This window comes from Lysobacter sp. K5869 (assembly GCF_018847975.1).
Taxonomy (GTDB): domain Bacteria; phylum Pseudomonadota; class Gammaproteobacteria; order Xanthomonadales; family Xanthomonadaceae; genus Lysobacter.
The window spans coordinates 4,338,169-4,357,878 of sequence record NZ_CP072597.1 but is presented as its reverse complement, the minus strand read 5'-3'; the positions used below and the strand labels follow the sequence as shown (position 1 = coordinate 4,357,878).

Genomic DNA, 19,710 nt, shown 5'->3' with positions numbered 1-19,710 from the left:
GGAGGGGTAGCCAATGACTCAGCAACACGACCGCATGTCGCAACGCCGCCGGTACGACGCACGCCGCAACGCGCTCAGCGCCGCCATGCTCGCCGCCTTGTATCTGCCGCTGGCCGCGCAGGCGCAGGACGCCGCGCCGCAGGGCGAGGCCAAGACCGTCGACAAGATCACCGTGACCGGTTCGCGCATCAAGCGCGCCGAACTCGAAGGCCCGGCGCCGGTGACGGTCATCAGCACCGAGCAGATCAAGCGCGAAGGCTTCGCCAACGTGTACGAAGCGCTGAGCTCGCTGACCGAAGTCACGGGCTCCGTCCAGGCCGACGTCAACAAGGGCCCCACGCCCAACGCCAGCCCGCTGAACCTGCGCAACCTCGGCCCCGGCCGCACCTTGCTGCTGATCGACGGCCGCCGCGTCGCCGACTACCCGCTGCCGTACGAGGGGCGCGGCAACTTCGCCAACTTCAACAACATCCCGATGTCGGCGGTGGAGCGCATCGAAGTGCTCGCCAGCGGCGGCTCGGCGATCTACGGCTCCGACGCGATGGCCGGCGTCATCAACATCATCATGAAGAAGAACTTCAATGGCGATGAGGTGCGCATCAAGGGCGGCACCACCACCCGCGGCGGCGGCGATTCGTTCGACCTGTCGTGGACCGGCGGGCGCACCGGGCAGAACTGGAGCGCGACCTACGGCGTGCAGTGGAGCGGCCGCGAAACCATCTTCGCCGGCCAGCGTGGCTTTCTCGCCTCCGACCTGGAGCCGGCCGCGACGGTCAAGCCGCTGGTCAACGATCCGTGGCCGTGGGTGTGGGGCGTGGAGCTGATCGACGCCGGCGCCAAGCGCCGCGTCACCCCGCCGGCCGGCGCCTGCGACCGCTTCCAGGATCTGCCGCAGCACAACTTCCTCGGCAACGACGGCAACGCGCCGGAATTCCCCGGCTACAGCTGTTCGCAGTCGCGCGGCAACGCGCTGTGGAGCCTGCGCAACGGTTCCGACAACCGCTCGGGCTTCGGCAACTTCACCTACGACTTCGCCAACGGCATGCAGGCCTGGGTCAGCGCCTCGGTCTGGGACAGCGAAGGCGAGTCGCGCCAGGACGAAGCGCTGCGCTTCGAGCTCAACCGCGGCGGCGTGTTCTACGACCAGAACACCGGCCGCACCTATCAGGCGCGCCGCGCGTTCACCGTGCCGGAAGCCGGCAGCCGCGATCCGTTCCTGTTCAACACCAACGAGCGTTCCTGGGATCTGGCCGCCGGCCTGCGCGGCAGCTTCGGCGAGCGCTTCAACTGGGACGCCACGGTCGGCCGCACCGAGTACAAGGTCGACTTCAGCTTCCCGGGCATGCTGCAGAGCGCGGTCGACAGCTATTTCCTCGGCCCGCAGCTGGGCACCAACAACGGCCTGCCGGTGTACGCGCTGGATCAGGGCAAGTTCTGGAGCCCGATGACGCCGGAAACCTTCCGCCAGCTCACCACGCGCGGCAAGAGCAGCGCCGAGTCGTGGATGAATCAGGCGCAGTTCTCGGTCAACGGCGACCTGTTCGATCTGCCGGCCGGCCCGGTCGGCTTCGCCGGCGTGATCGAAGCCGGTTCGCAGGGCTATCGCCTCAGCCCCGATCCGCAGACCTTCGGCCCGAACAAGCTCTACGACCAGCCCGGCGGCACCAACCAGGGCGGCGGCGACCGCAAGCGCTACGCCGTGGGCGTCGAATTCAAGGTGCCGGTGTTCAAGACCTTGAACGTCACCACCGCCGGCCGCTTCGACCGCTACGACGACGACGCGCGCAAGGAAAGCAACTTCACCTGGAACGCCGGCATCGAGTGGCGCCCGATCCAGAGCCTGCTGGTGCGCGGCGCCTACAACACCACCTTCCGCGCGCCGGACATGCATTACCTGTTCGCCACCAGCGGCACCGGCACCCAGGAAGACGCCGACGTGGCGACCTGCATCAACCGCGGCTTCGGCCCGGATTGCAGCTCGCAGGCGCTGTACTACCGCCACAACATCGCCCGCACCGGCAACCTCAAGCTGGAAAGCGAGACCGGCAAGTCGTGGAGCGCCGGCGTGGTGTGGGACGCGGCCGAGAACCTGTCGTTCAGCCTCGATTACTGGCGCATGAACATCGACAACCAGGTCCGCGATTTCGACATCGCCGACATCCTCGACCTGGAAAGCCAGTGCCGCAACGGCCGCACCCGCCGCGCCAGCGACCGCATGCAGGTCACCCCGGGCTCGTCGACCTGCAGCGACATCATCTCGCGCGTGACCCGCAGCGCGCCGGGCACCAACGCCTTCGGCGCGGCCGATCCGAACTATCCGCTCGGCCAGGTGGTGTCGGTGTTCAGCGGCCCGATCAACATCGCCTACCGCGAAGTGGCCGGCGTCGACTTCACCGCGCGCTACAAGATCCCCAACACCCGCTTCGGCGATTTCAGCTTCCAGTTGAACTACACCAACCAGCTCAAGAACAACGAGCAGCGCGACCCGGGTTCGCCGATGCAGGAGAACCGCGACAAGGAAGTGCGCACCTTCGCCCGCGCCAGCGCCAGCTGGAGCCGCGGCCCGTGGAACGCGACCTTGTTCGCCAACCGCATCGGCCACGTCAACGGCGACAGCTACAACGAGTGCGCGCCGATCCTGCCGGGCCAGACCGACACCACCTGCCACATGGTTGGCAAGCTCAAGGCGCCGGTGTACTTCAACCTGACCGCGGGCTACCAGCTGACCGAGCAGGCGCGGGTCAATCTGTACGTCGACAACCTGTTCGACGAGGCCGACTACAAGGATCCGTACAAGAAGTTCTTCGCGTACGCCAACGAGCGCGTGTTCCAGCGCGTGGGCCGTGAAATCTCGGCGGAATTCGTTTACAAGTTCGACTGATCGCGACATCGGTATCGGACGCGCGGGCCGCCCGGGCCCGCGCGGACGGCGGCACCCCGCGGCCGGGCCGGCGCGCGCCCCCTCCAGTGGCGCGTTCCGGCGCGGCGGCGGACCTCCCGGGCAAGGCGGTGTACACCCTCGCGGTCACCCTCGGAATGCGTGCCGCGAGGTCTTCTCCGGGAATCGGAACGGGAGCGCGGGAATGCGCGCTCCCGTCTTTTTCCGGCGCCGTCGGCGAACCCATCGCCGGCGGCCGCGCGGCCCGGCCGCGTTCATCGCAAACAGATCCCTTCCGCGCCCGCGGCGGCCGCCGCGGACCGCTCCAGACAGGTGACCCCATGCCCCAGACCGCACGGCCCCCGTCCTTCAGGCGCATGCTCGCCGTCCTCGCATTGCTGCTGTGCGCCGCCGCCGTCCAGGCCGCGCCGCTGGCCAGCCGCGACCTGCACCAGGGCTGGCAGTTCCGCCTGCTGCCCGACGATCCCGAGGCCGCCGCGCATCGCGACGCCACCCAGTGGCACGGCGCGCGCGTGCCCGGCCACGTCCACACCGACTTGTTCGCCGCCGGGTTGATCGCCGATCCCTACGTCGGCGCGGCCGAAGCGCAGTTGCAATGGATCGGGCTGGCCGGCTGGGAATACCGCACCACCTTCGACGTCGATGCCGCCACGCTCAAGCGCGCGCGCAACGAACTGGTGTTCGACGGCCTGGACACCTTCGCCACCGTCTACCTCAACGGCCGCGAACTGCTGCGCGCCGACAATTTCTTCCGCACCTGGCGGGTGCCGGCCGACGGCCGCCTGCGCGAACGCGGCAACGAGCTGCGGGTGGTGTTCGAATCGCCGATCCGCAAGCTGCTGCCGCGGGTGCTGGCGATGCCGAACAAGATCGCCGGCAACTATCCTTCGCCCTACGGCGACGAGCCCAAGGACGCGATGACCGGCAACTTCGCGCGCAAGCCCGGCTACCACTACGGTTGGGACTGGGGCCCGCGCTACGTCACCGCCGGCCTGTGGCGCGGCGTGCGCCTGGAAAGCTGGGACCGCCTGCGCATCGCCGATCTGCACGTGCAGCCGCACACGGTCAACCGCGAGCTCGCCAAGGGCGAGGTGGCGGTGGAAGTGGACAGCGCGGACGCCGGCACCGCCACGCTGGAAATCGAATACGCCGGCCCCGGCGGCCAACCGGCGACGCTGCGCCAGCCGGTCAAGCTGCGCGCGGGCAGCAACCGCATCGCGCTGCCGCTGGCGATCGAGCGGCCGCGGCTGTGGTATCCGGTCGGTTACGGCGAGCAAGCGCTGTACACCTTCAAGGCCACGCTCAGCGACGCCGACGGCGTGCAGGCCCAGGCCCAGCGCCGCACCGGCCTGCGCCGGGTCGAGCTCAAGCGCGAGAAGGACGCGAGCGGGCAGGGCTTCGCCTTCGTCGTCAACGGCATCGAGATCTTCGCCAAGGGCGCCAACGCGATTCCCTTCGACGCCTTCCCCGCGCGGGTCACCCGCGAGCGCCTGCGCCGCGACCTGCAATCCGCGCGCGACGCCAACATGAACATGCTGCGCAACTGGGGCGGCGGCTATTACGAATCCGACGACTTCTTCGACCTCGCCGACGAACTCGGCCTGATGGTGTGGCAGGACTTCATGTTCGGCGGCGGCATGCCGCCGGGCTTCGATCCGCAGTTCCGCGCCAACGTCGTCGCCGAGGCGCGCGACAACGTGCGCCGGCTGCGCAACCACCCCAGCATCGTGCTGTGGTGCGGCAACAACGAAGAAGAGACCGCGTGGAAGGACTGGGGCCACGGCAAGAAGCTCAAGGAAGCCGACCCGAAGTTCGCCGAGGAGGTCTGGAACGGCTATGTCGCGCTGTTCGGCAAGGATTTGCGCGAAGTCGTCGCGCAGGAAGGCGCCGGCGTGCCGTACTGGTCGAGCTCGCCGAGCAACGACCTGAGCGAGAAGGCCAACGATTCCAACAACGGCGACAAGCACTACTGGGACGTGTGGGGCGGCCCGGCGCTGCCGGCCACGGCCTATCTCGACGAAACCCCGCGCTTCATGTCCGAGTACGGCCTGCAGGGCTGGCCGTCGCTGCGGACCATCGGCGCGTTCGCCAAGCCCGAGGAGCAGGGCATCGATGCGCCGGTGATCCGCGCGCACCAGAAGTTCCTCGCCGGCGACGGCAACACGCGCTTGCTCAAGTACGTGCGCGGCGAGTACGGCGAGCCGCGCGATTTCGCCGACTTCGTGTATCTGAGCCAACAGGTCCAGGCCGAGGGCATCGAGTTGGCGGCGCTGCATCACCGCGCTTCGCGGCCGCGCACGATGGGCTCGCTGTATTGGCAATTGAACGATGTCTGGCCGGGCGCGTCCTGGTCGAGCCTGGATTACTTCGGCCGCTGGAAACCGCTGCATTTCCACGCCAAGCGCTTCTTCGCCGAACTGGCGGTCGCGGCACTGCGCCGCCCGGGCCAGCAGCGCACCGAGCTGAGCCTGATCTCCGACCGGCAGACGCCGGTGCAGGGCGAGTGGCGGCTGCGGGTGATCGACTTCGACGGCACGCTGCGCTATGAGCAGCGCAAGAAGACGACGCTGGCGCCGTTGAGCGCGGCCCGGGCCGGCGCGTGGAGCGACGCCGAGTTGTTGCGCGGCGCCGATCCGGCCCGCACCGCGGCGGTGTTCGAGCTGATCGTCGGCGGGCGCGCGGTGTCGCGCAACGTGGTGTATTTCGGCGAAGCGAAAACCCTGGCGTGGCAGGACCCGAAACTGCGGGCGACGCTGCGCCGCGAGGGCGGTGCGTATAAGTTGACCCTGCATGCCGACGCGCTGGCGCGGGCGGTGTGGGTGGACTTCGGCGACAACGATGCGGAGCTCGGCGACAACGCGCTGACCTTGTTGCCGGGCGAGACGGTCGAGATCGCGCTGAAGTCGCAGGCCGGGCTGGAGCGCTTGCAAAGCGCGCTGAACCTGCGTTCCTTGTACCGCCGCTGAGGCGGCCGCGGCGGCGCGCGATGCGCCGCCGCAGGGAGCGGCCGAGCCCGCTGCGCCGGCGGCCGTCGCCGCGTCCGCGGCAGCTGCCGCCGGCCGGAGCGCCGAGCCGCATGCGTGCCGGCGAGTGCGGTTCGCGCGCGAACCCGCAGGCCGCACCGCCGCGCGGCCGCGTACCCGCGGCCGAGCTTGCCTCGCGGCGCGGATTCTTCGAGGCTGTGCGAAAGGACTGGCTGACCCCGACGCGGACCTCCGCGCGTTGACAGCCTCATCGCCCACTGACAAGGACGCATCCGGTGACCTATCGCCTTCCCCTTGCCTGCGCCGGCCTGCTGCTGGCCGTGTCCATCGGCTTGAGCGCCATCGCCCAGGCGCCCGACGCCGCGCCGGCGTCCGCGCAGACTCCGGCGCCGGTCGAGGTCGTGCCGCCGCCGTCCTTGCCGCCGTTGCCGCCGATCCCCGACGGGCAAGGCGAGCAAGACGACCCGCCGGTGATGCTGCTCGCCGGCAAGGCCGACAGCCCGGTCCGGCTCGAATCGGCGCGCATCGACGCCGAGCTCAGCGGCGGTCTGGCCCACACCGCGATCGAACTGGTGTTCCGCAATCCCGGCGACCGCGTGCTCGAAGGCGCGCTGCAGTTCCCGCTGCGCGACGGCCAGCAGATCGACGGCTTCGCCCTGGACATCGACGGCGCGATGCGTCCGGCGGTGCCGGTGCCCAAGGCCAAGGGCCGCGCGGTGTTCGAGGACATCAAGCGCCGCGGCGTCGATCCGGGCCTGTTGGAGCAGACCGCCGGCAACCAGTTCAAATTGCGGGTCTATCCGATCCCCGCCCATGGCACCCGCCGGGTGCGGCTGGAGTTGCGCGAAACGCTGCGCCGCATCGACGGCCGCTGGCGCTTCGAGCTGCCGCTGGCGTTCGCCGCGCCGGCGCGGGACTTCGCCCTGCGACTGCGCAGCGCCGACAAGCCGCGGGTGGAAGGGCTTGCCGGCGGGGCGCGCATCGACGCGCGCGGCGGCGGCCATGTGCTGAGCCTGAGCCGCGCGCCGGCCGGCGGCGCGCTGGCGCTGAGCGTGCCCGCGGCCGCCGCCGCCCGCAGCTACGTGCAGGACTACGCCGGCGAGCGCTATTTCCTCGCCGAAGTGCCGGTCAGCGGCGCCACCGCGCCGCGCGCGCTGCCCAAGTCGATCGGCCTGTTGTGGGACAGCTCGGGTTCGGCGCGCAAGCGCGACATCGGCAGCGAATTGGCCTTGCTCGACCGCTATTTCCGCCGCGCCGGCGAGGTCGATGTGAGCCTGATCCGGCTGCGCGACCGGGCCGAGCCGGCGCGCGCGTTCCGGGTCGCCGGCGGCGACTGGTCGGCGCTGCGGCGCGAGCTGGAAAGCACCGTCTACGACGGCGCCAGTGCGCCCGGCGGCTGGATCCCGCAGGCCGGCGTCGGCGAGTACCTGCTGTTCGGCGACGGCTTGTTCAATTACGGCACCGAGGAATTTCCCAAGCTCGCGGCGGGCCAGCGCCTGTACGCGCTCGACTCGGCCGGCGCCGCCTCCGACGGCGCGCGCCTGCGCGCGCTGGCGCAGGCCAACGGCGGTCGGCTGGTGAGCTGGCGGCGCGCCGGCGAACTCGACCGCGCCGCCGCCGAACTGCTCGACGAGGGCCCGCGCTTGCTCGGCGTCGACGCGCTCGGCGCCGACCAGGCCGTGGCGCAGTCGCCGTTCCCCGACGACGGCCTGCTGCGCATCGCCGGACGCCTGCGCGACGGCAAGGCCGAACTGACCCTGCGCCTGCGCGACGGCGGCGGCGAGCGCAGCGAGCGGGTGGCGATCGACGCGGTTCCCGCCGGCGCGGCGGCCAGCCCGTTCGCGGCGCGGATGTGGGCGCGCTACTCGATCGCCGCGCTGGAAGCCGAACCGGAGCTCAACCGCGCCGCGATCGCGCGCCTGGGCCAGCGCTTCGGCGTGGTCACCGCCGAAACCTCGCTGATCGTGCTGGAGGAGATGCAGGACTACGTGCGCTACGGCATCGAACCGCCGGGCCAGTCCGACGAGTACCGCCGGCTCAAGGCCGAAGAGCAGGCCGAGCGCGAGCAAGCGCGCAAGGACAGCCTGGACGAGGTCGTGGCGTCGTACCGGCAGCGCATCGACTGGTGGCAGCGCGACTGGCCCAAGGGCGCGATGCCGCTCCCCAAGGCCGAGCGGGCGCAACGCGAACGACGCGAGGCGACCACGCTGGATTCGGTGGCCCTGCCGGTCGCCGCGCCCGCGGCGGCATCGGCGCCGGCGCCGGCGCCGGCGGAGCCCATGGCCGAAGCGCAGCCGCAACTGGACGCGATCAGCGTCACCGGCAGCCGCATTCCCCCCGAGTACCGGCAGGCCAGCATCGCCCTGCAGCCCTGGCAGCCCGATTCGCCGTATGCCCGTCGCCTGCGCGCCGCGCCGGCCGCGCAGGTCTACCGGCTGTACCTGGACGAGCGCGACTCGCACGCCGCCAGCACCGCGTTCTACCTCGACGTGGCCGACGTGCTCGAGGAGAAAGGCCAGCGCGAGCTGGCGCTGCGGGTGCTGTCGAATCTCGCCGAGCTGGACCTGGAAAACCGCCACGTCCTGCGCGTGCTCGGCTACCGCCTACTGCAGGCCGGGCAGGCGGAACTGGCGGTGTCGGTGTTCGAGCGGGTGCTGCGCATGGCCGAGGAAGAGCCGCAGAGCTTCCGCGATCTGGGCTTGGCGCAGGCCGCGGCGGGCCGCTACCAGTTGGCGGTCGACCATTTGTATGAGGTGGCCGTGCGCAACTGGGACGGACGCTTCCCCGGCATCGAGGAAATCGCCGTGGCCGAGCTCAACGCGATCGCCGCCGCGCATCCGCAGCAGACCGATCTGAGCGCGGTCGACCCGCGCCTGCGCCGCAACCTGCCGGTGGGTCTGCGCGCGGTGTTGAGCTGGGATAGCGACGACTCCGACATGGACCTGTGGGTCACCGACCCCAACGGCGAGAAGTGCTACTACGGCAACCGGCTGACCTACCAGGGCGGCCGCATCACCGACGACTTCACCGGCGGCTACGGCCCGGAGGAATTCGCCCTGCGCAAGCCCAAGCCCGGCAAGTACAAGATCGAAGCCAACTTCTACGGCGAGCACCAGCAACTGGTGACCGGCGCGACCACCGTGCACCTGTGGCTGAGCACCGGTTTCGGCGCGGCGGGGCAGCAGGACCGCCAGGTCACCCTGCGGCTGCGCGACGCCAAGGACACGGTGCTGGTGGGCGAGTTCGAAGTGAAATAACCCGCCGCGACGCAGCGGCGGTGCCGCCCTGTAGGAGCGGCGCAAGCCGCGACCGCGCCACCGCCGCCGCGTCGAACGCCCGAGGTCCGATCCTGTGTCCCCCGGGCGCCCTCGCGTCACCGCGCCGGTCGCCCGCAGCTCGCGACCGGCGCGCCGCAGCGGGCGAGGGCGCCGCGGGCGAGGGCGCGTTCGCGGCCCGCGTCGCTTCTGCGGGCGGGACGGCGGCCGCCACGCCGGGCCTCTCGGCCTGCTAGAATCGCCGGTTCATCCGCACAGCCACACACCCGGACATGATCGAACTCAATCCCGTCCGCCAGCGAATCGCCGACCTCAAGGGCCGGCTGGATTCGCTGAGGGGGTATCTTTGACTACGACGCCAAAGTCGAACGTCTCGAAGAAGTAAACCGCGAGCTGGAAAGCCCCGACGTCTGGAACGACGCCGAACGGGCGCAGAACCTCGGCCGCGAGCGCGCCGCGCTGGAAAAGGTCGTCAACGGCATCCGCACCCTCACCGAGGGTTTGCTCGGCGGCCTGGAGCTGCTGGAACTGGCCGAAATGGAAGACGACGAGTCCACCGCCGAAGCGGTGGTCGAGGACGTCGACCGCTACGGCAAGGAAGTCGAGAAGCTCGAGTTCCGCCGCATGTTCTCCGGGCAGATGGACGGCGCCTCGGCGTTCGTCGACATCCAGGCCGGCGCCGGCGGCACCGAAGCCCAGGACTGGGCGGAAATCCTGCTGCGCATGTACCTGCGCTGGGCCGAATCGCGCGGCTGGAAGGCCGAGCTGATGGAAGTCAGCGGCGGCGACGTGGCCGGCATCAAGTCGGCGACCTTCCGCGTGGAAGGCGATTTCGCCTACGGCTGGCTCAAGACCGAAACCGGCGTGCACCGTCTGGTGCGCAAGTCGCCGTTCGACTCCGACAACCGCCGCCACACCAGCTTCACCTCGGTGTTCGTGTCGCCGGAAGTCGACGACAAGATCGATATCGAGATCAACCCGGCGGATCTGAAGACCGACGTCTACCGCTCCTCGGGCGCCGGCGGCCAGCACGTCAACAAGACCGAATCGGCGGTGCGCATCACCCACGTCCCCAGCGGCATCGTGGTGGCCTGCCAGACCGAGCGCAGCCAGCACGCCAACCGCGACCGCGCGATGAAGATGCTGGCGGCGAAGTTGTACGAACTGGAAATCCAGAAGCGCAACGCCGAGCGCGACGCGGTCGAGGCGACCAAGTCCGACATCGGCTGGGGCAGCCAGATCCGCAACTACGTGCTCGACCAGAGCCGGATCAAGGACCTGCGCACCGGCATCGAGCGCAGCGATACCCAGAAAGTGCTCGACGGCGATCTCGACGAGTTCGTCGAGGCCAGCCTCAAGGCCGGCCTGCAAGTGGGCTCGAAACGCTCCGACGCGGTGTAAGCCGCGCGGCCGGAGGCGACGCCACGCCGCTTCCGGCCCGGCCCCGGGCGCCGCCGCGCGCCCGCGGCGCCCGCCGGTTTCCCGCGTCGCCCCGGTCGTTTTCTTCTCTCGCGCTCGGCTGGCGTCCGTCCCGACGTCGTTCCCGCGAACGCGGGAACCCAGGGCTCCATCGCGCCGCCGCCGCCATCGCCGATCTGCGCGTCCGCTGCGGCCGCCCGGCGCCGGCTCTTCGCGCAAGCGTCGCCGGACTTAAGTAATCTGCCCCCTCACGCATCTCCACCCCATCGCCAAGACCATGACCGACGAAACCCAGTTGCCGCCCATCGACGAGAACCACCTGATCGCCGAGCGCCGGGCGAAACTCACGGCGCTGCGCGGCGAGGGCATCGCGTTCCCGAACGATTTCCGCCGCGGCGACTACGCCGGCGATTTGCAGGCGCAGTACGCCGATGCGGAGCAGTGGACCCAGGAAGCGCTCGACGCCAAGGGCCATCGCGTCGCCATCGCCGGCCGCATCCTGCTCAAGCGCGGCATGGGCAAGGCCAGCTTCGTCCAGATCCAGGATGAATCCGGGCGCATCCAGCTGTTCCTGCAGGCCAACGTGCTCGGCGCGACCTACGACAAGTTCAAGGGCTGGGACGCGGGCGACATCGTCGCCGCGGAAGGCCCGCTGACCCGGACCAAGACCGGCGAGCTGTCGGTCAAGGCCGAATCGCTGCGCCTGCTGACCAAGGCGCTGCGTCCGCTGCCGGACAAGTTCCACGGCCTGGCCGACGTCGAACAACGCTACCGCCAGCGCTACGTCGACCTGATCGTCTCGCCCGAATCGCGCGAGGTGTTCGTCAAGCGCTCCAAGATCATCCGCGCGATCCGCGCCTGGCTCGACGCGCGCCGCTTCCTGGAAGTGGAAACGCCGATGATGCATTACATCCCCGGCGGCGCCGCGGCCAAGCCGTTCGTCACCCACCACAACGCGCTCGACCTGCAGCTGTACCTGCGCGTCGCGCCGGAGCTGTACCTCAAGCGCCTCACCGTCGGCGGCCTGGAGCGCGTCTACGAGATCAACCGCAACTTCCGCAACGAGGGCGTGTCGACCCGGCACAACCCCGAGTTCACCATGCTCGAGTTGTACGAGGCCTACGCCACCTACAACGAGATCATGGACCTGACCGAATCGGTGATCCGCGACGCCGCGCAAGCGGTGCTGGGCACGACCCAGGTCGAGTGGGACGGCAACCCCATCGATCTGGGCCCGGCGTTCCGCCGCTGGTCGATGACCGACGCGGTGCTCGAACACAATCCGGAGATCAAGCGCGAGGAACTGCGTGATCTGGCCGCGATGCGCGCCCACTGCGCGCGCCTGAAGGTCGGGGTCAAGCCGTCCTACGGTTGGGGCAAGCTGCTGCTGGAGATCTTCGAGAAGACCGTCGAGCACACCCTGATCCAGCCGACCTTCATCACCGACCACCCGGTCGAGGTGAGCCCGCTGGCGCGCGCCAACGACCTCGATCCGGAACTGACCGACCGTTTCGAGCTGTTCGTCGGCGGCAAGGAATTGGCGAACGGCTTTTCCGAGCTCAACGATCCCGAGGATCAGGCCGCGCGTTTCCAGGCCCAGGTGGCGCAGAAGGACGGCGGCGACGACGAGGCCATGCACTTCGACGCCGACTACATCCGCGCGCTGGAAGTCGGCCTGCCGCCGACCGGCGGCCTGGGCATCGGCATCGACCGCCTGGTGATGCTGCTGACCGGTTCGTCCTCGATCCGCGACGTGCTGCTGTTCCCGTACATGCGCCCGGAAGCGGGCAACTGAGCGGACGACCGCGCTAGGTAGCCGCGCCGCAGCCGTCGCGCTGCGTCGCGCGCGCGATCGGCGATGCGCGGGCAGGGCGGCCGCGCCGGTCGCAACCGGCGCGACCGCGATGCGGCACACTGCAGCCGTTCGCGCACTGCGCCCCGACGGGCCCAGGGCTCGCGGCCGCAACGTCGCGCATCGTCGGCGACGGCCCGTTCGCGTTGGCCGTTGCTCAGTCGGGTTTGCGTACAAAACGTGATGAACTCCGCGCATTGCGCCCGGTTTTCACGTGAATGACGGCCTACGCCGGGGGCCTTGGGACTTTCGGCAGCTGCCCCGGGGCGACGCGGCGGAGTATGCTCGCAAGTCGGCAGCCGCAGGGGGCGGCCTCACTACGGATCGGATACCGCTGAGTGAACGTCGTTATCGTCGATGACCAAGCGTCCGCAAGGACGATGCTGCGCCACATCATCGAGGACATTGCGTCCGAGCTGCAGGTGCACGATTTCGGCGAGCCCGAAGCCGCGCTGGCCTGGTGCGAAAGCCATCAGCCCGATCTGCTCCTGCTCGATTACCGCATGCCCGGCATCGACGGCCTGGAATTCGCCCGCCGCTTCCGCCGCCTGCCGATGCACCGCGACATTCCGATCATCCTGGTCACCGTGGTCGGCGACGAGCCGGTGCGGCAGGCCGCGCTGGAAGCCGGCGTGATCGACTTCCTGGTCAAGCCGGTGCGCCCGCGCGAACTGCGCGCGCGTTGCCGCAACCTGCTGGCGCTGCGCCAGCAGTCCGAGAACGTCAAACAGCGCGCGCTGTCGCTGGAGCAGCGGCTGCTGTCGAGCATGCACGAGGTCGAGGAGCGCGAACGCGAGACCCTGTCGCGGCTGGCGCGGGCGATCGAGTTCCGCGACGCCGGCACCAGCGCCTACCTCGAACGCATGGCCCACATCGCCGGGCTGATCGCCGAACAGCTGGGCATGTTCGAGGACGAGATCCGGGTCATCGAGATGGCCGCGCCGCTGCACGACATCGGCAAGATCGCCATCCCCGACGCGGTGCTGATGAAGCCCGGCCCGCTGACCGAGGACGAGACGGCGATCATGCGCCGCCATCCCAAGATCGGCTACGAACTGCTCAGCGGCAGCCAGAACCGTTTCATCCAGGCCGGCGCGCTGATCGCCCTGCGCCACCATGAACGCTACGACGGTTCGGGCTATCCCGACGGACTGGTCGGCGAGGAAATTCCGCTGGAAGCGCGTATCGTGGCGGTAGCCGACGTGTTCGACGCGCTGATTTCGCCGCGTCCGTACAAGAAAGCCTGGGACGTGGACGCGGCGCTGGGTTACCTGTACGCCCAGCGCGGCCGCTTGTTCGACCCGCGTTGCGTCGACGCCCTGATCCGCAGCCGCACCCGCCTGGACGAGTTGTGCACCCGGTACTCGACGGTACCGAACAGGCCCGGCCTGGAGTAAATCCCCCATGATCCGCCTGCTGAACTGGTTCCGGTCGACGCTGTCGCAACGCGGCGACAGCGAGCACGGCCAGGCCTTCGTCCGCATCGCCGTGCTGTTCGTGGTGCTGGCTTACATGTTGGCCCGCGGCAGCGGCGGCAGCATGCCGGTGTATCAGTACAACAACGTGCTGCTGATGGTGGTCACCGGCTTCAGCGTCGGCGTGGCCCTGATCGGCTGGATCCTGGCCGCGCCGGGGCGCTCGCACCTGCGCCGGATCATCGGCATGTGCTCGGACTACGGGCTGATGGCCGCGGCGATGATCCACATCGGCGAGCCGCTGGCCTGGGTCTACGTGATCCTGATGTGGGTGACCATCGGCAACGGCCTGCGCTTCGGCACCGGCTATCTGTTCGGCGCGGTCGCCATGGCCCTGGCCAGTTTCGGCTCGGTGATCGGCCTCAACGATTACTGGCGCGCCAACCCGGTGCTGGGCATCGGCCTGGAATTGGGGTTGGCGGCGATCCCGCTGTACCTGACCGGCCTGCTGCGCGCGCTGACCCGCGCCACCGACGAAGCCAAGCGCGCCAACGAGGCCAAGAGCCGGTTCCTGGCCAACATGAGCCACGAGTTCCGCACCCCGCTCAACGGCCTGGCCGGCATGTCCGAACTGCTGGCGACCACGCGCCTGGACGCCGAGCAGCGCGAATGCCTCAACACCATCCAGGCCTCGACCCGCAGCCTGCTGGCGCTGGTCGAGGACGTGCTCGACATCTCGGCGATCGAGGCCGGCAAGCTCAAGCTGAACCTCGCCGAGTTCTCGCCGCGCGAGCTGATCGACGGCATCGGCCTGATCCTGCAGCCGCAGGCGCGGGCCAAGCAGTTGAAGTACGAATCCAGCGTCTCGCCCGAGGTGCCGCCGCTGCTGCGCGGCGACGTCGGCCATTTGCGCCAGGTGCTGCTCAACCTCACCGGCAACGCGGTCAAGTTCACCGATCACGGCAGCGTGCGGCTGGAACTGGGCGTGGTCGGCTCGGTCGACAGCGGCGTGCGCCTGCGCTTCACCGTGACCGATACCGGCATCGGCATTCCGCTGGCGATGCGCCAGCGCCTGTTCGAAGCGTTCGAGCAGGCCGACGTCAGCCTGGCGCGCCGTTACGGCGGCACCGGTTTGGGCACCACCATCGCCAAGGGCCTGACCGAGGCGATGGGCGGCAGCATCGGCTTCGAAAGCACCGAGCAGCGCGGCAGCCGGTTCTGGGTGGAACTGCCGTTCCAGCGCGTGGCGGTGCCGCCGGAGCCGGCGCTGGCCGGGGCCGACGCGGTCGAGGCCACGCCGCGCAACGATCCGGAAAACGTCATCGCCTTCTCCGACCCGTTCCTGCGCCATCGCGCGCGGGTGCGCAGCCTGCAGGTGCTGGTCGCCGACGATCACGCCGCCAACCGCATGGTGCTGCAGCGGCTGTTGCAGAAGGCCGGCCACCGCGCGGTCTGCGTGGACGGCGGCGAGGAAGTGCTCAATGCGCTGGCGGTGAGCGATTACGACGCGGTCATCGCCGACCTGCACATGCCCGGCATCAGCGGGCTGGATTTGCTGCGCGAGCTGCGGGTGATGGAGGCCGGCGGCGGCCGCCGCACTCCGGTCGTGGTGCTCAGCGCCGACGTCACGCCCGATTCGATCCAAGCCTGCCAACAGGCCGGGGCGCGCGCGTTCCTGGCCAAGCCGGTCTCGACCGTGCGCCTGCTCGACACCCTGGCCGACATCGCGGCCAACGTGCGCATCGCCGCTACGGCAGCGGCGTCCGCGGCGCCGGCGCGGCCGGAGGGCGCGGGTCTGGCGGGCGCCCAAGACAGCGCTTTCGATCCTTCGGTGCTGGACGAACTCGGCAGCCTCGGCATGGGCGAAGGCTTCGAGCGCGAGTTCATCGCCCAATGCCTGCGCGACGCCGACGGCTGCATCGTGGCCCTGGCCGACGCGGGCGAACGCGGCCAGTGGGAACGCGTGCGCGAGCACGCCCACGCACTCAAAGGCGTGGCGAGCAACCTGGGGCTGGTCAAGCTGGCGAGCGCGGCCGGCGAACTGATGCGCCTGCCGGACTGGCAGGTCGCCGCCGAGTGGCGGACCCGGCAGGGTTCGTTGAACGAGCGGTTGGCCCAGGGCAGGGAAGCGCTCGATGCACGCGAGCGGCAACGCCACGCGCGCGAAGGTGACGAGCGCTCCCCCTGAAACGCCGTCGAGGGGGGCATGACGGTTATGCGGCCACGGCGCGACGCTCTTGCGCCCGCACGATCCGGTCCATGGTCCGCAGCGCCTTGTCGGGCAGGGCCAGCGCGGTGTCCACCCACAGCTCGGTGATCGCCATCAGTTCCTGGTAACTGGCCGGCTGGGCGATCTGGCGCATCTTGTTCATCGCCAGCTGCGAATGCGGCGAGCGCTGCTGGCGGCGGATCAGGTCGGCCACCGCCGCCTCGCCCTGGCCGCGCGGCACCAGCACGTCGACCACGCCCAGGCGGTGCATTTCCTCGCTGCTGAGCATCGCCCCGTCCATGATCAGCTTCTCGGCCACGCGCGGGCTGACCCGCTTGCACAAAAAGGTGTAAGCGCCCATGCCCGGGAACAGGTCGAACACCACTTCCGGCAGGCCCATATCGACGCCTTCCTCGGCGACGATGGTGTGGCACGACAGCGCCAGCTCCAGGCCGCCGCCCAGCGCATCGCCCTGGATCAGCGCGATGGTGTGCACGTCGCCGCCCAAACCGCCATGGATATGGTGCACGCCGTCGACGCAGCGGCGCGCGTAGGCGAGCAGGCGTTCGCGATCCTGACTGCGGATCAGGCGCGAGAACAGCTCCAGATCGCCGCCGAGATTGAACGCCGGCGCCGACGACGCCAACACCACATGACGCAGGCGCCCGGGCTCGCCGTGCGCATCGCGCAGGGTGATCGAGGACAGGAAGCCCCACATGTCTTCCATCAATTCGGTGCGGAAGCACGGACGCACGCCGAGGCCGATGTCCTCGTGCATGTACATCCAGTGTGCGAGATCGTCCGGCGAGGACTCGATGCGCAGGGTGGGATAGGCGCGTACGCGGTGCAGTTTTTCGATAGAGCTCATGGATGCGGTCCTCGGCGATTGCCGCCCGCAGGGCAGGGTGCGGTGGGCCGCGAGCGGCGATTTTGGGAGCCCACGCATCGATGCTACACCCCGTTCCCGCCGCAAAAATAAAAGCCCCTCCGGAGAGGGGCTTGCACGGGATCGGGTGCGTCGCGGCGGCCATTTTACCCGCCGCCGGGCCTACGCATCCTCACGCGTCTTCACGCCGCCGCCGGCGGGTCGCGCAGCTCGCGGCGCAGGATCTTGCCCACGTTGGTCTTGGGCAATTCCTTGCGGAACTCGACGAACTTGGGATGCTTGTAGCCGGTGAGGTTGGCGCGCGCGTGCGCCTTGACGTCCTCGGCGGTGAGCGCCGGATCCTTCTTGACGATCACCACCTTGACCGCCTCGCCGGACTTCTCGTCCGGAACGCCGACCGCGGCCACTTCCAGCACGCCGGGCATCAACGCGATCACATCTTCGATTTCGTTCGGGTACACATTGAAACCCGAGACCAGGATCATGTCCTTCTTGCGATCGACGATATAGAAGAAGCCTTGTTCGTCCATCTTGGCCATGTCGCCGGTGTGCAGCCAGCCGTCGGCGTCGATGACCTTGGCGGTTTCCTCGGGCTTCTGCCAATAGCCCTTCATCACCTGCGGGCCCATGATGCACAGCTCGCCGACTTCGCCCTGCGGCAGGATGTTGCCGTCCTCGTCCTTGACGCAGGCGTCGGTCGAGGAGATCGGCAAGCCGATCGCGCCGTTGTACTCGGCCAGATCCATCGGGTTGATGCACGCCGCCGGCGAGGTTTCGGTGAGGCCGTAGGCTTCGACCAAGGTCACGCCGGTGACTTGCTTCCAGCGCTCGGCCACCGAACGTTGCACGGCCATGCCGCCGCCCAGGGTGAGGTGCAGGTTGGAGAAGTCCACCTGGTCGAAACCGGGCGTGTTGAGCAAGCCGTTGAACAGCGTGTTGACGCCGGTGATCGCGGTGAAGCGGTTGTTCTGCAATTCCTTCACGAACGCCGGCATGTCGCGCGGGTTGGTGATCATGTGGTTCAAGCCGCCGAACTTCATGAACACCAGGCCGTTCGCGGTGAGCGCGAAGATGTGGTACAGCGGCAGCGCGGTGATGATGATTTCCTCGCCCATGCGCGCGTTGGTGCCGATCCACGCCGCGGCCTGCTGCATGTTGGCGACGAGGTTGCGGTGGGTGAGCATCGCGCCCTTGGCCACGCCGGTGGTGCCGCCGGTGTATTGCAGGAAGGCGATGTCGCTCGGCGCGATGTCGATCTGCGGCAGCTTGTGCATCTGCCCGAGCGTGAGCGCGTCGCGGAAGCGCACCGAACCGGGGATGTCGTAGTCGGGCACCATCTTCTTCACGTACTTCAGCGCGAAGTTCATGATCGGGCCCTTGAGCCCGCCGACCATGTCGCCCAGGCCGGTGCCGATCACCTGCTGCACCTGGGTGCCGGCGACCACCTCCTGCACGGTCTTGCCGAAGTTGTCGAGCACGAACACCACCTTCGCGCCGGAATCCTCGAGCTGATGCCGAAGTTCGCGCGGGGTGTACATCGGATTGGTGTTGACCACGGTCAGCCCGGCGCGCAGCACGCCGAAGGTCGCGATCGGGTACTGCAGGCAGTTGGGCATCATGATCGCGACGCGATCGCCCTTCTTGAGCTTGAGTTCGCCGAGCAGATACGCGGCGAATTGCGCGCTGAGGCGATCGATGTCGCCGTAGGTCAGTGTCTTGCCGAAGTTGCGGAAGGCGGGACGGTCGCGGAATTTGTCGATCGCGTTTTCCAGCACCGAGACCACGGAGGGAAACTCCTCCACATCGATCTGGGCGGGCACGCCTTGCGGATAGTGGGCAAGCCACGGACGGTTCAAACTCATCGCGATCCCCTCGTTAATCGCTCGTCGATTCTGTCCCGCTGGCCGCGCAAGTGCGCCGGCGTACGGTGTGTTTTCTCGATTGGAGCATAGGCTCTATCGGGTGGCAAGGCGGTGCCCCGCGGCGTTGCCGGGGGCGCGGCGGACCTGTCAGGATCGAGCCTGGAACGCACGGGCGAACGGTCGTGCGAATCTTGCCCGGCGCGGTTTCGAGGGGGAGCGAGGATGTTCGCAGTCATGTTCGGCGGGTGGATGGGGCGGGCCGGCGACGGCCCATCGCGCGGACGGGCGCGGCGCGAGACCGGCGCGGCGGGGCGGCGTTTCGCTGCGCGGGCCGCGATCGTGCTGGCGTCGCTGCTGGTTTTGGCCGCGTGCGGCGGCGGCACGCCGGAACAGCGCCTGCGCGAATCGATGGAACAGTTGCAGACCGCGATCCAGGCGCGCGACGCCAAGTCGGTGCAGGCGCGGCTGGCCGAGGATTTCGTCGGTCCCGACGGCCTGGACCGCGACGGCGCGCGGCGATTGGCGGCGGCGAGCTTCCTGCGCTACCGCGACGTGTGGCTGCGCATCGGCGCGGTGCGCTACGAGGTGCAAGGCGACCGCGCCACGGTCGCGTTCGAGGCCGCGCTCGGCGGCGGCTCCGGCAACGCGCTGCCCGATGCCGCGCAGTTGTACGAGGTGCGCACGGGCTGGCGCTTGCGCGAGGGCGAGTGGCGGATGATTTCGGCGGAGTGGAAGGCGCGGCTTTAGGAGCAGGAGATAGCGGATGGGAGTTAGGAGATAGCGAAAGCAGGGCTCGGCGACAGCGCGTCGAGCGCGCGGCTTTCGCTATCTCCTAACTCCTATCCGCTATCTCCCAATCCGTTATGCTTACCCGCAACACAAGGACGCCACCGATGGGGATCGGTTCGC

Annotated in this window: 10 protein-coding genes; 8 read left to right on the top strand and 2 right to left on the bottom strand. The window is 69.3% G+C overall.

The genetic code is table 11. From position 1 onward, the window contains the following. The first annotated feature begins 13 nt into the window (after positions 1–13). The 7 genes from J5226_RS18255 to J5226_RS18225 all read left to right on the top strand — a co-directional run bounded on the left by J5226_RS18255 (position 14) and on the right by J5226_RS18225 (position 16,032). A complete protein-coding gene (locus J5226_RS18255) occupies positions 14–2,881 on the top strand; it encodes a TonB-dependent receptor (RefSeq protein ID WP_215835853.1) in 2,868 nt (955 codons plus the stop codon). A gap of 374 nt (positions 2,882–3,255) precedes the next feature. Then, positions 3,256–5,865: a glycoside hydrolase family 2 protein gene (locus tag J5226_RS18250; protein WP_215835851.1), complete on the top strand. Its 2,610-nt coding sequence runs from the start codon at positions 3,256–3,258 to the stop codon at positions 5,863–5,865. Between the two features lie 293 nt (positions 5,866–6,158). After that, positions 6,159–9,140, top strand: a complete 2,982-nt coding sequence (locus J5226_RS18245) for a VIT domain-containing protein (protein ID WP_255322847.1) — start codon at positions 6,159–6,161, stop codon at positions 9,138–9,140. Positions 9,141–9,430: 290 nt separating this feature from the next. Next, positions 9,431–10,559 (top strand): peptide chain release factor 2 gene (gene prfB, locus J5226_RS18240; RefSeq protein ID WP_215835849.1). Its coding sequence is split into 2 segments (ribosomal slippage): positions 9,431–9,505 and positions 9,507–10,559, totalling 1,128 coding nucleotides; the frame shifts between segments, so codons are not numbered across the junction. 295 nt (positions 10,560–10,854) lie between these two features. Beyond that, a complete protein-coding gene (gene lysS / locus J5226_RS18235; RefSeq protein WP_215835842.1) occupies positions 10,855–12,372 on the top strand; it encodes a lysine--tRNA ligase in 1,518 nt (505 codons plus the stop codon). Positions 12,373–12,767: 395 nt separating this feature from the next. Next, entirely contained in the window at positions 12,768–13,826 is a 1,059-nt protein-coding gene (locus tag J5226_RS18230; protein ID WP_215835840.1) for a two-component system response regulator, read from the top strand. Between the two features lie 7 nt (positions 13,827–13,833). Next, positions 13,834–16,032, top strand: a complete 2,199-nt coding sequence (locus tag J5226_RS18225) for an ATP-binding protein (RefSeq protein WP_215835839.1) — start codon at positions 13,834–13,836, stop codon at positions 16,030–16,032. Between the two features lie 25 nt (positions 16,033–16,057). Here J5226_RS18225 and J5226_RS18220 read toward each other — a convergent pair whose 3' ends face one another. Both J5226_RS18220 and J5226_RS18215 read right to left on the bottom strand, forming a co-directional pair. Beyond that, a complete protein-coding gene (locus J5226_RS18220) occupies positions 16,058–16,921 on the bottom strand; it encodes a crotonase/enoyl-CoA hydratase family protein (protein ID WP_215835837.1) in 864 nt (287 codons plus the stop codon). A gap of 200 nt (positions 16,922–17,121) precedes the next feature. Then, on the bottom strand, positions 17,122–18,801 hold the full coding sequence (locus tag J5226_RS18215; protein ID WP_215835835.1) for a long-chain fatty acid--CoA ligase: 1,680 nt from the start codon (positions 18,799–18,801) through the stop codon (positions 17,122–17,124). 222 nt (positions 18,802–19,023) lie between these two features. Between J5226_RS18215 and J5226_RS18210 the strand changes: the two genes are divergently transcribed. Then, positions 19,024–19,548, top strand: a complete 525-nt coding sequence (locus J5226_RS18210; protein WP_215835834.1) for a nuclear transport factor 2 family protein — start codon at positions 19,024–19,026, stop codon at positions 19,546–19,548. Positions 19,549–19,710: the final 162 nt, after the last annotated feature.

Excerpts from the sequence above, each read along its gene's own strand:
- J5226_RS18255 (WP_215835853.1), top strand. The coding sequence starts at position 14 with ATGACTCAGCAACACGACCGCATGTCGCAACGCCGCCGGTACGACGCA.
- J5226_RS18250 (WP_215835851.1), top strand. The coding sequence starts at position 3,256 with ATGCTCGCCGTCCTCGCATTGCTGCTGTGCGCCGCCGCCGTCCAGGCC.
- lysS (WP_215835842.1), top strand. The coding sequence starts at position 10,855 with ATGACCGACGAAACCCAGTTGCCGCCCATCGACGAGAACCACCTGATC.
- J5226_RS18225 (WP_215835839.1), top strand. The coding sequence starts at position 13,834 with ATGATCCGCCTGCTGAACTGGTTCCGGTCGACGCTGTCGCAACGCGGC.
- J5226_RS18220 (WP_215835837.1), bottom strand. The coding sequence starts at position 16,921 with ATGAGCTCTATCGAAAAACTGCACCGCGTACGCGCCTATCCCACCCTG.
- J5226_RS18215 (WP_215835835.1), bottom strand. The coding sequence starts at position 18,801 with ATGAGTTTGAACCGTCCGTGGCTTGCCCACTATCCGCAAGGCGTGCCC.
- J5226_RS18210 (WP_215835834.1), top strand. The coding sequence starts at position 19,024 with ATGTTCGCAGTCATGTTCGGCGGGTGGATGGGGCGGGCCGGCGACGGC.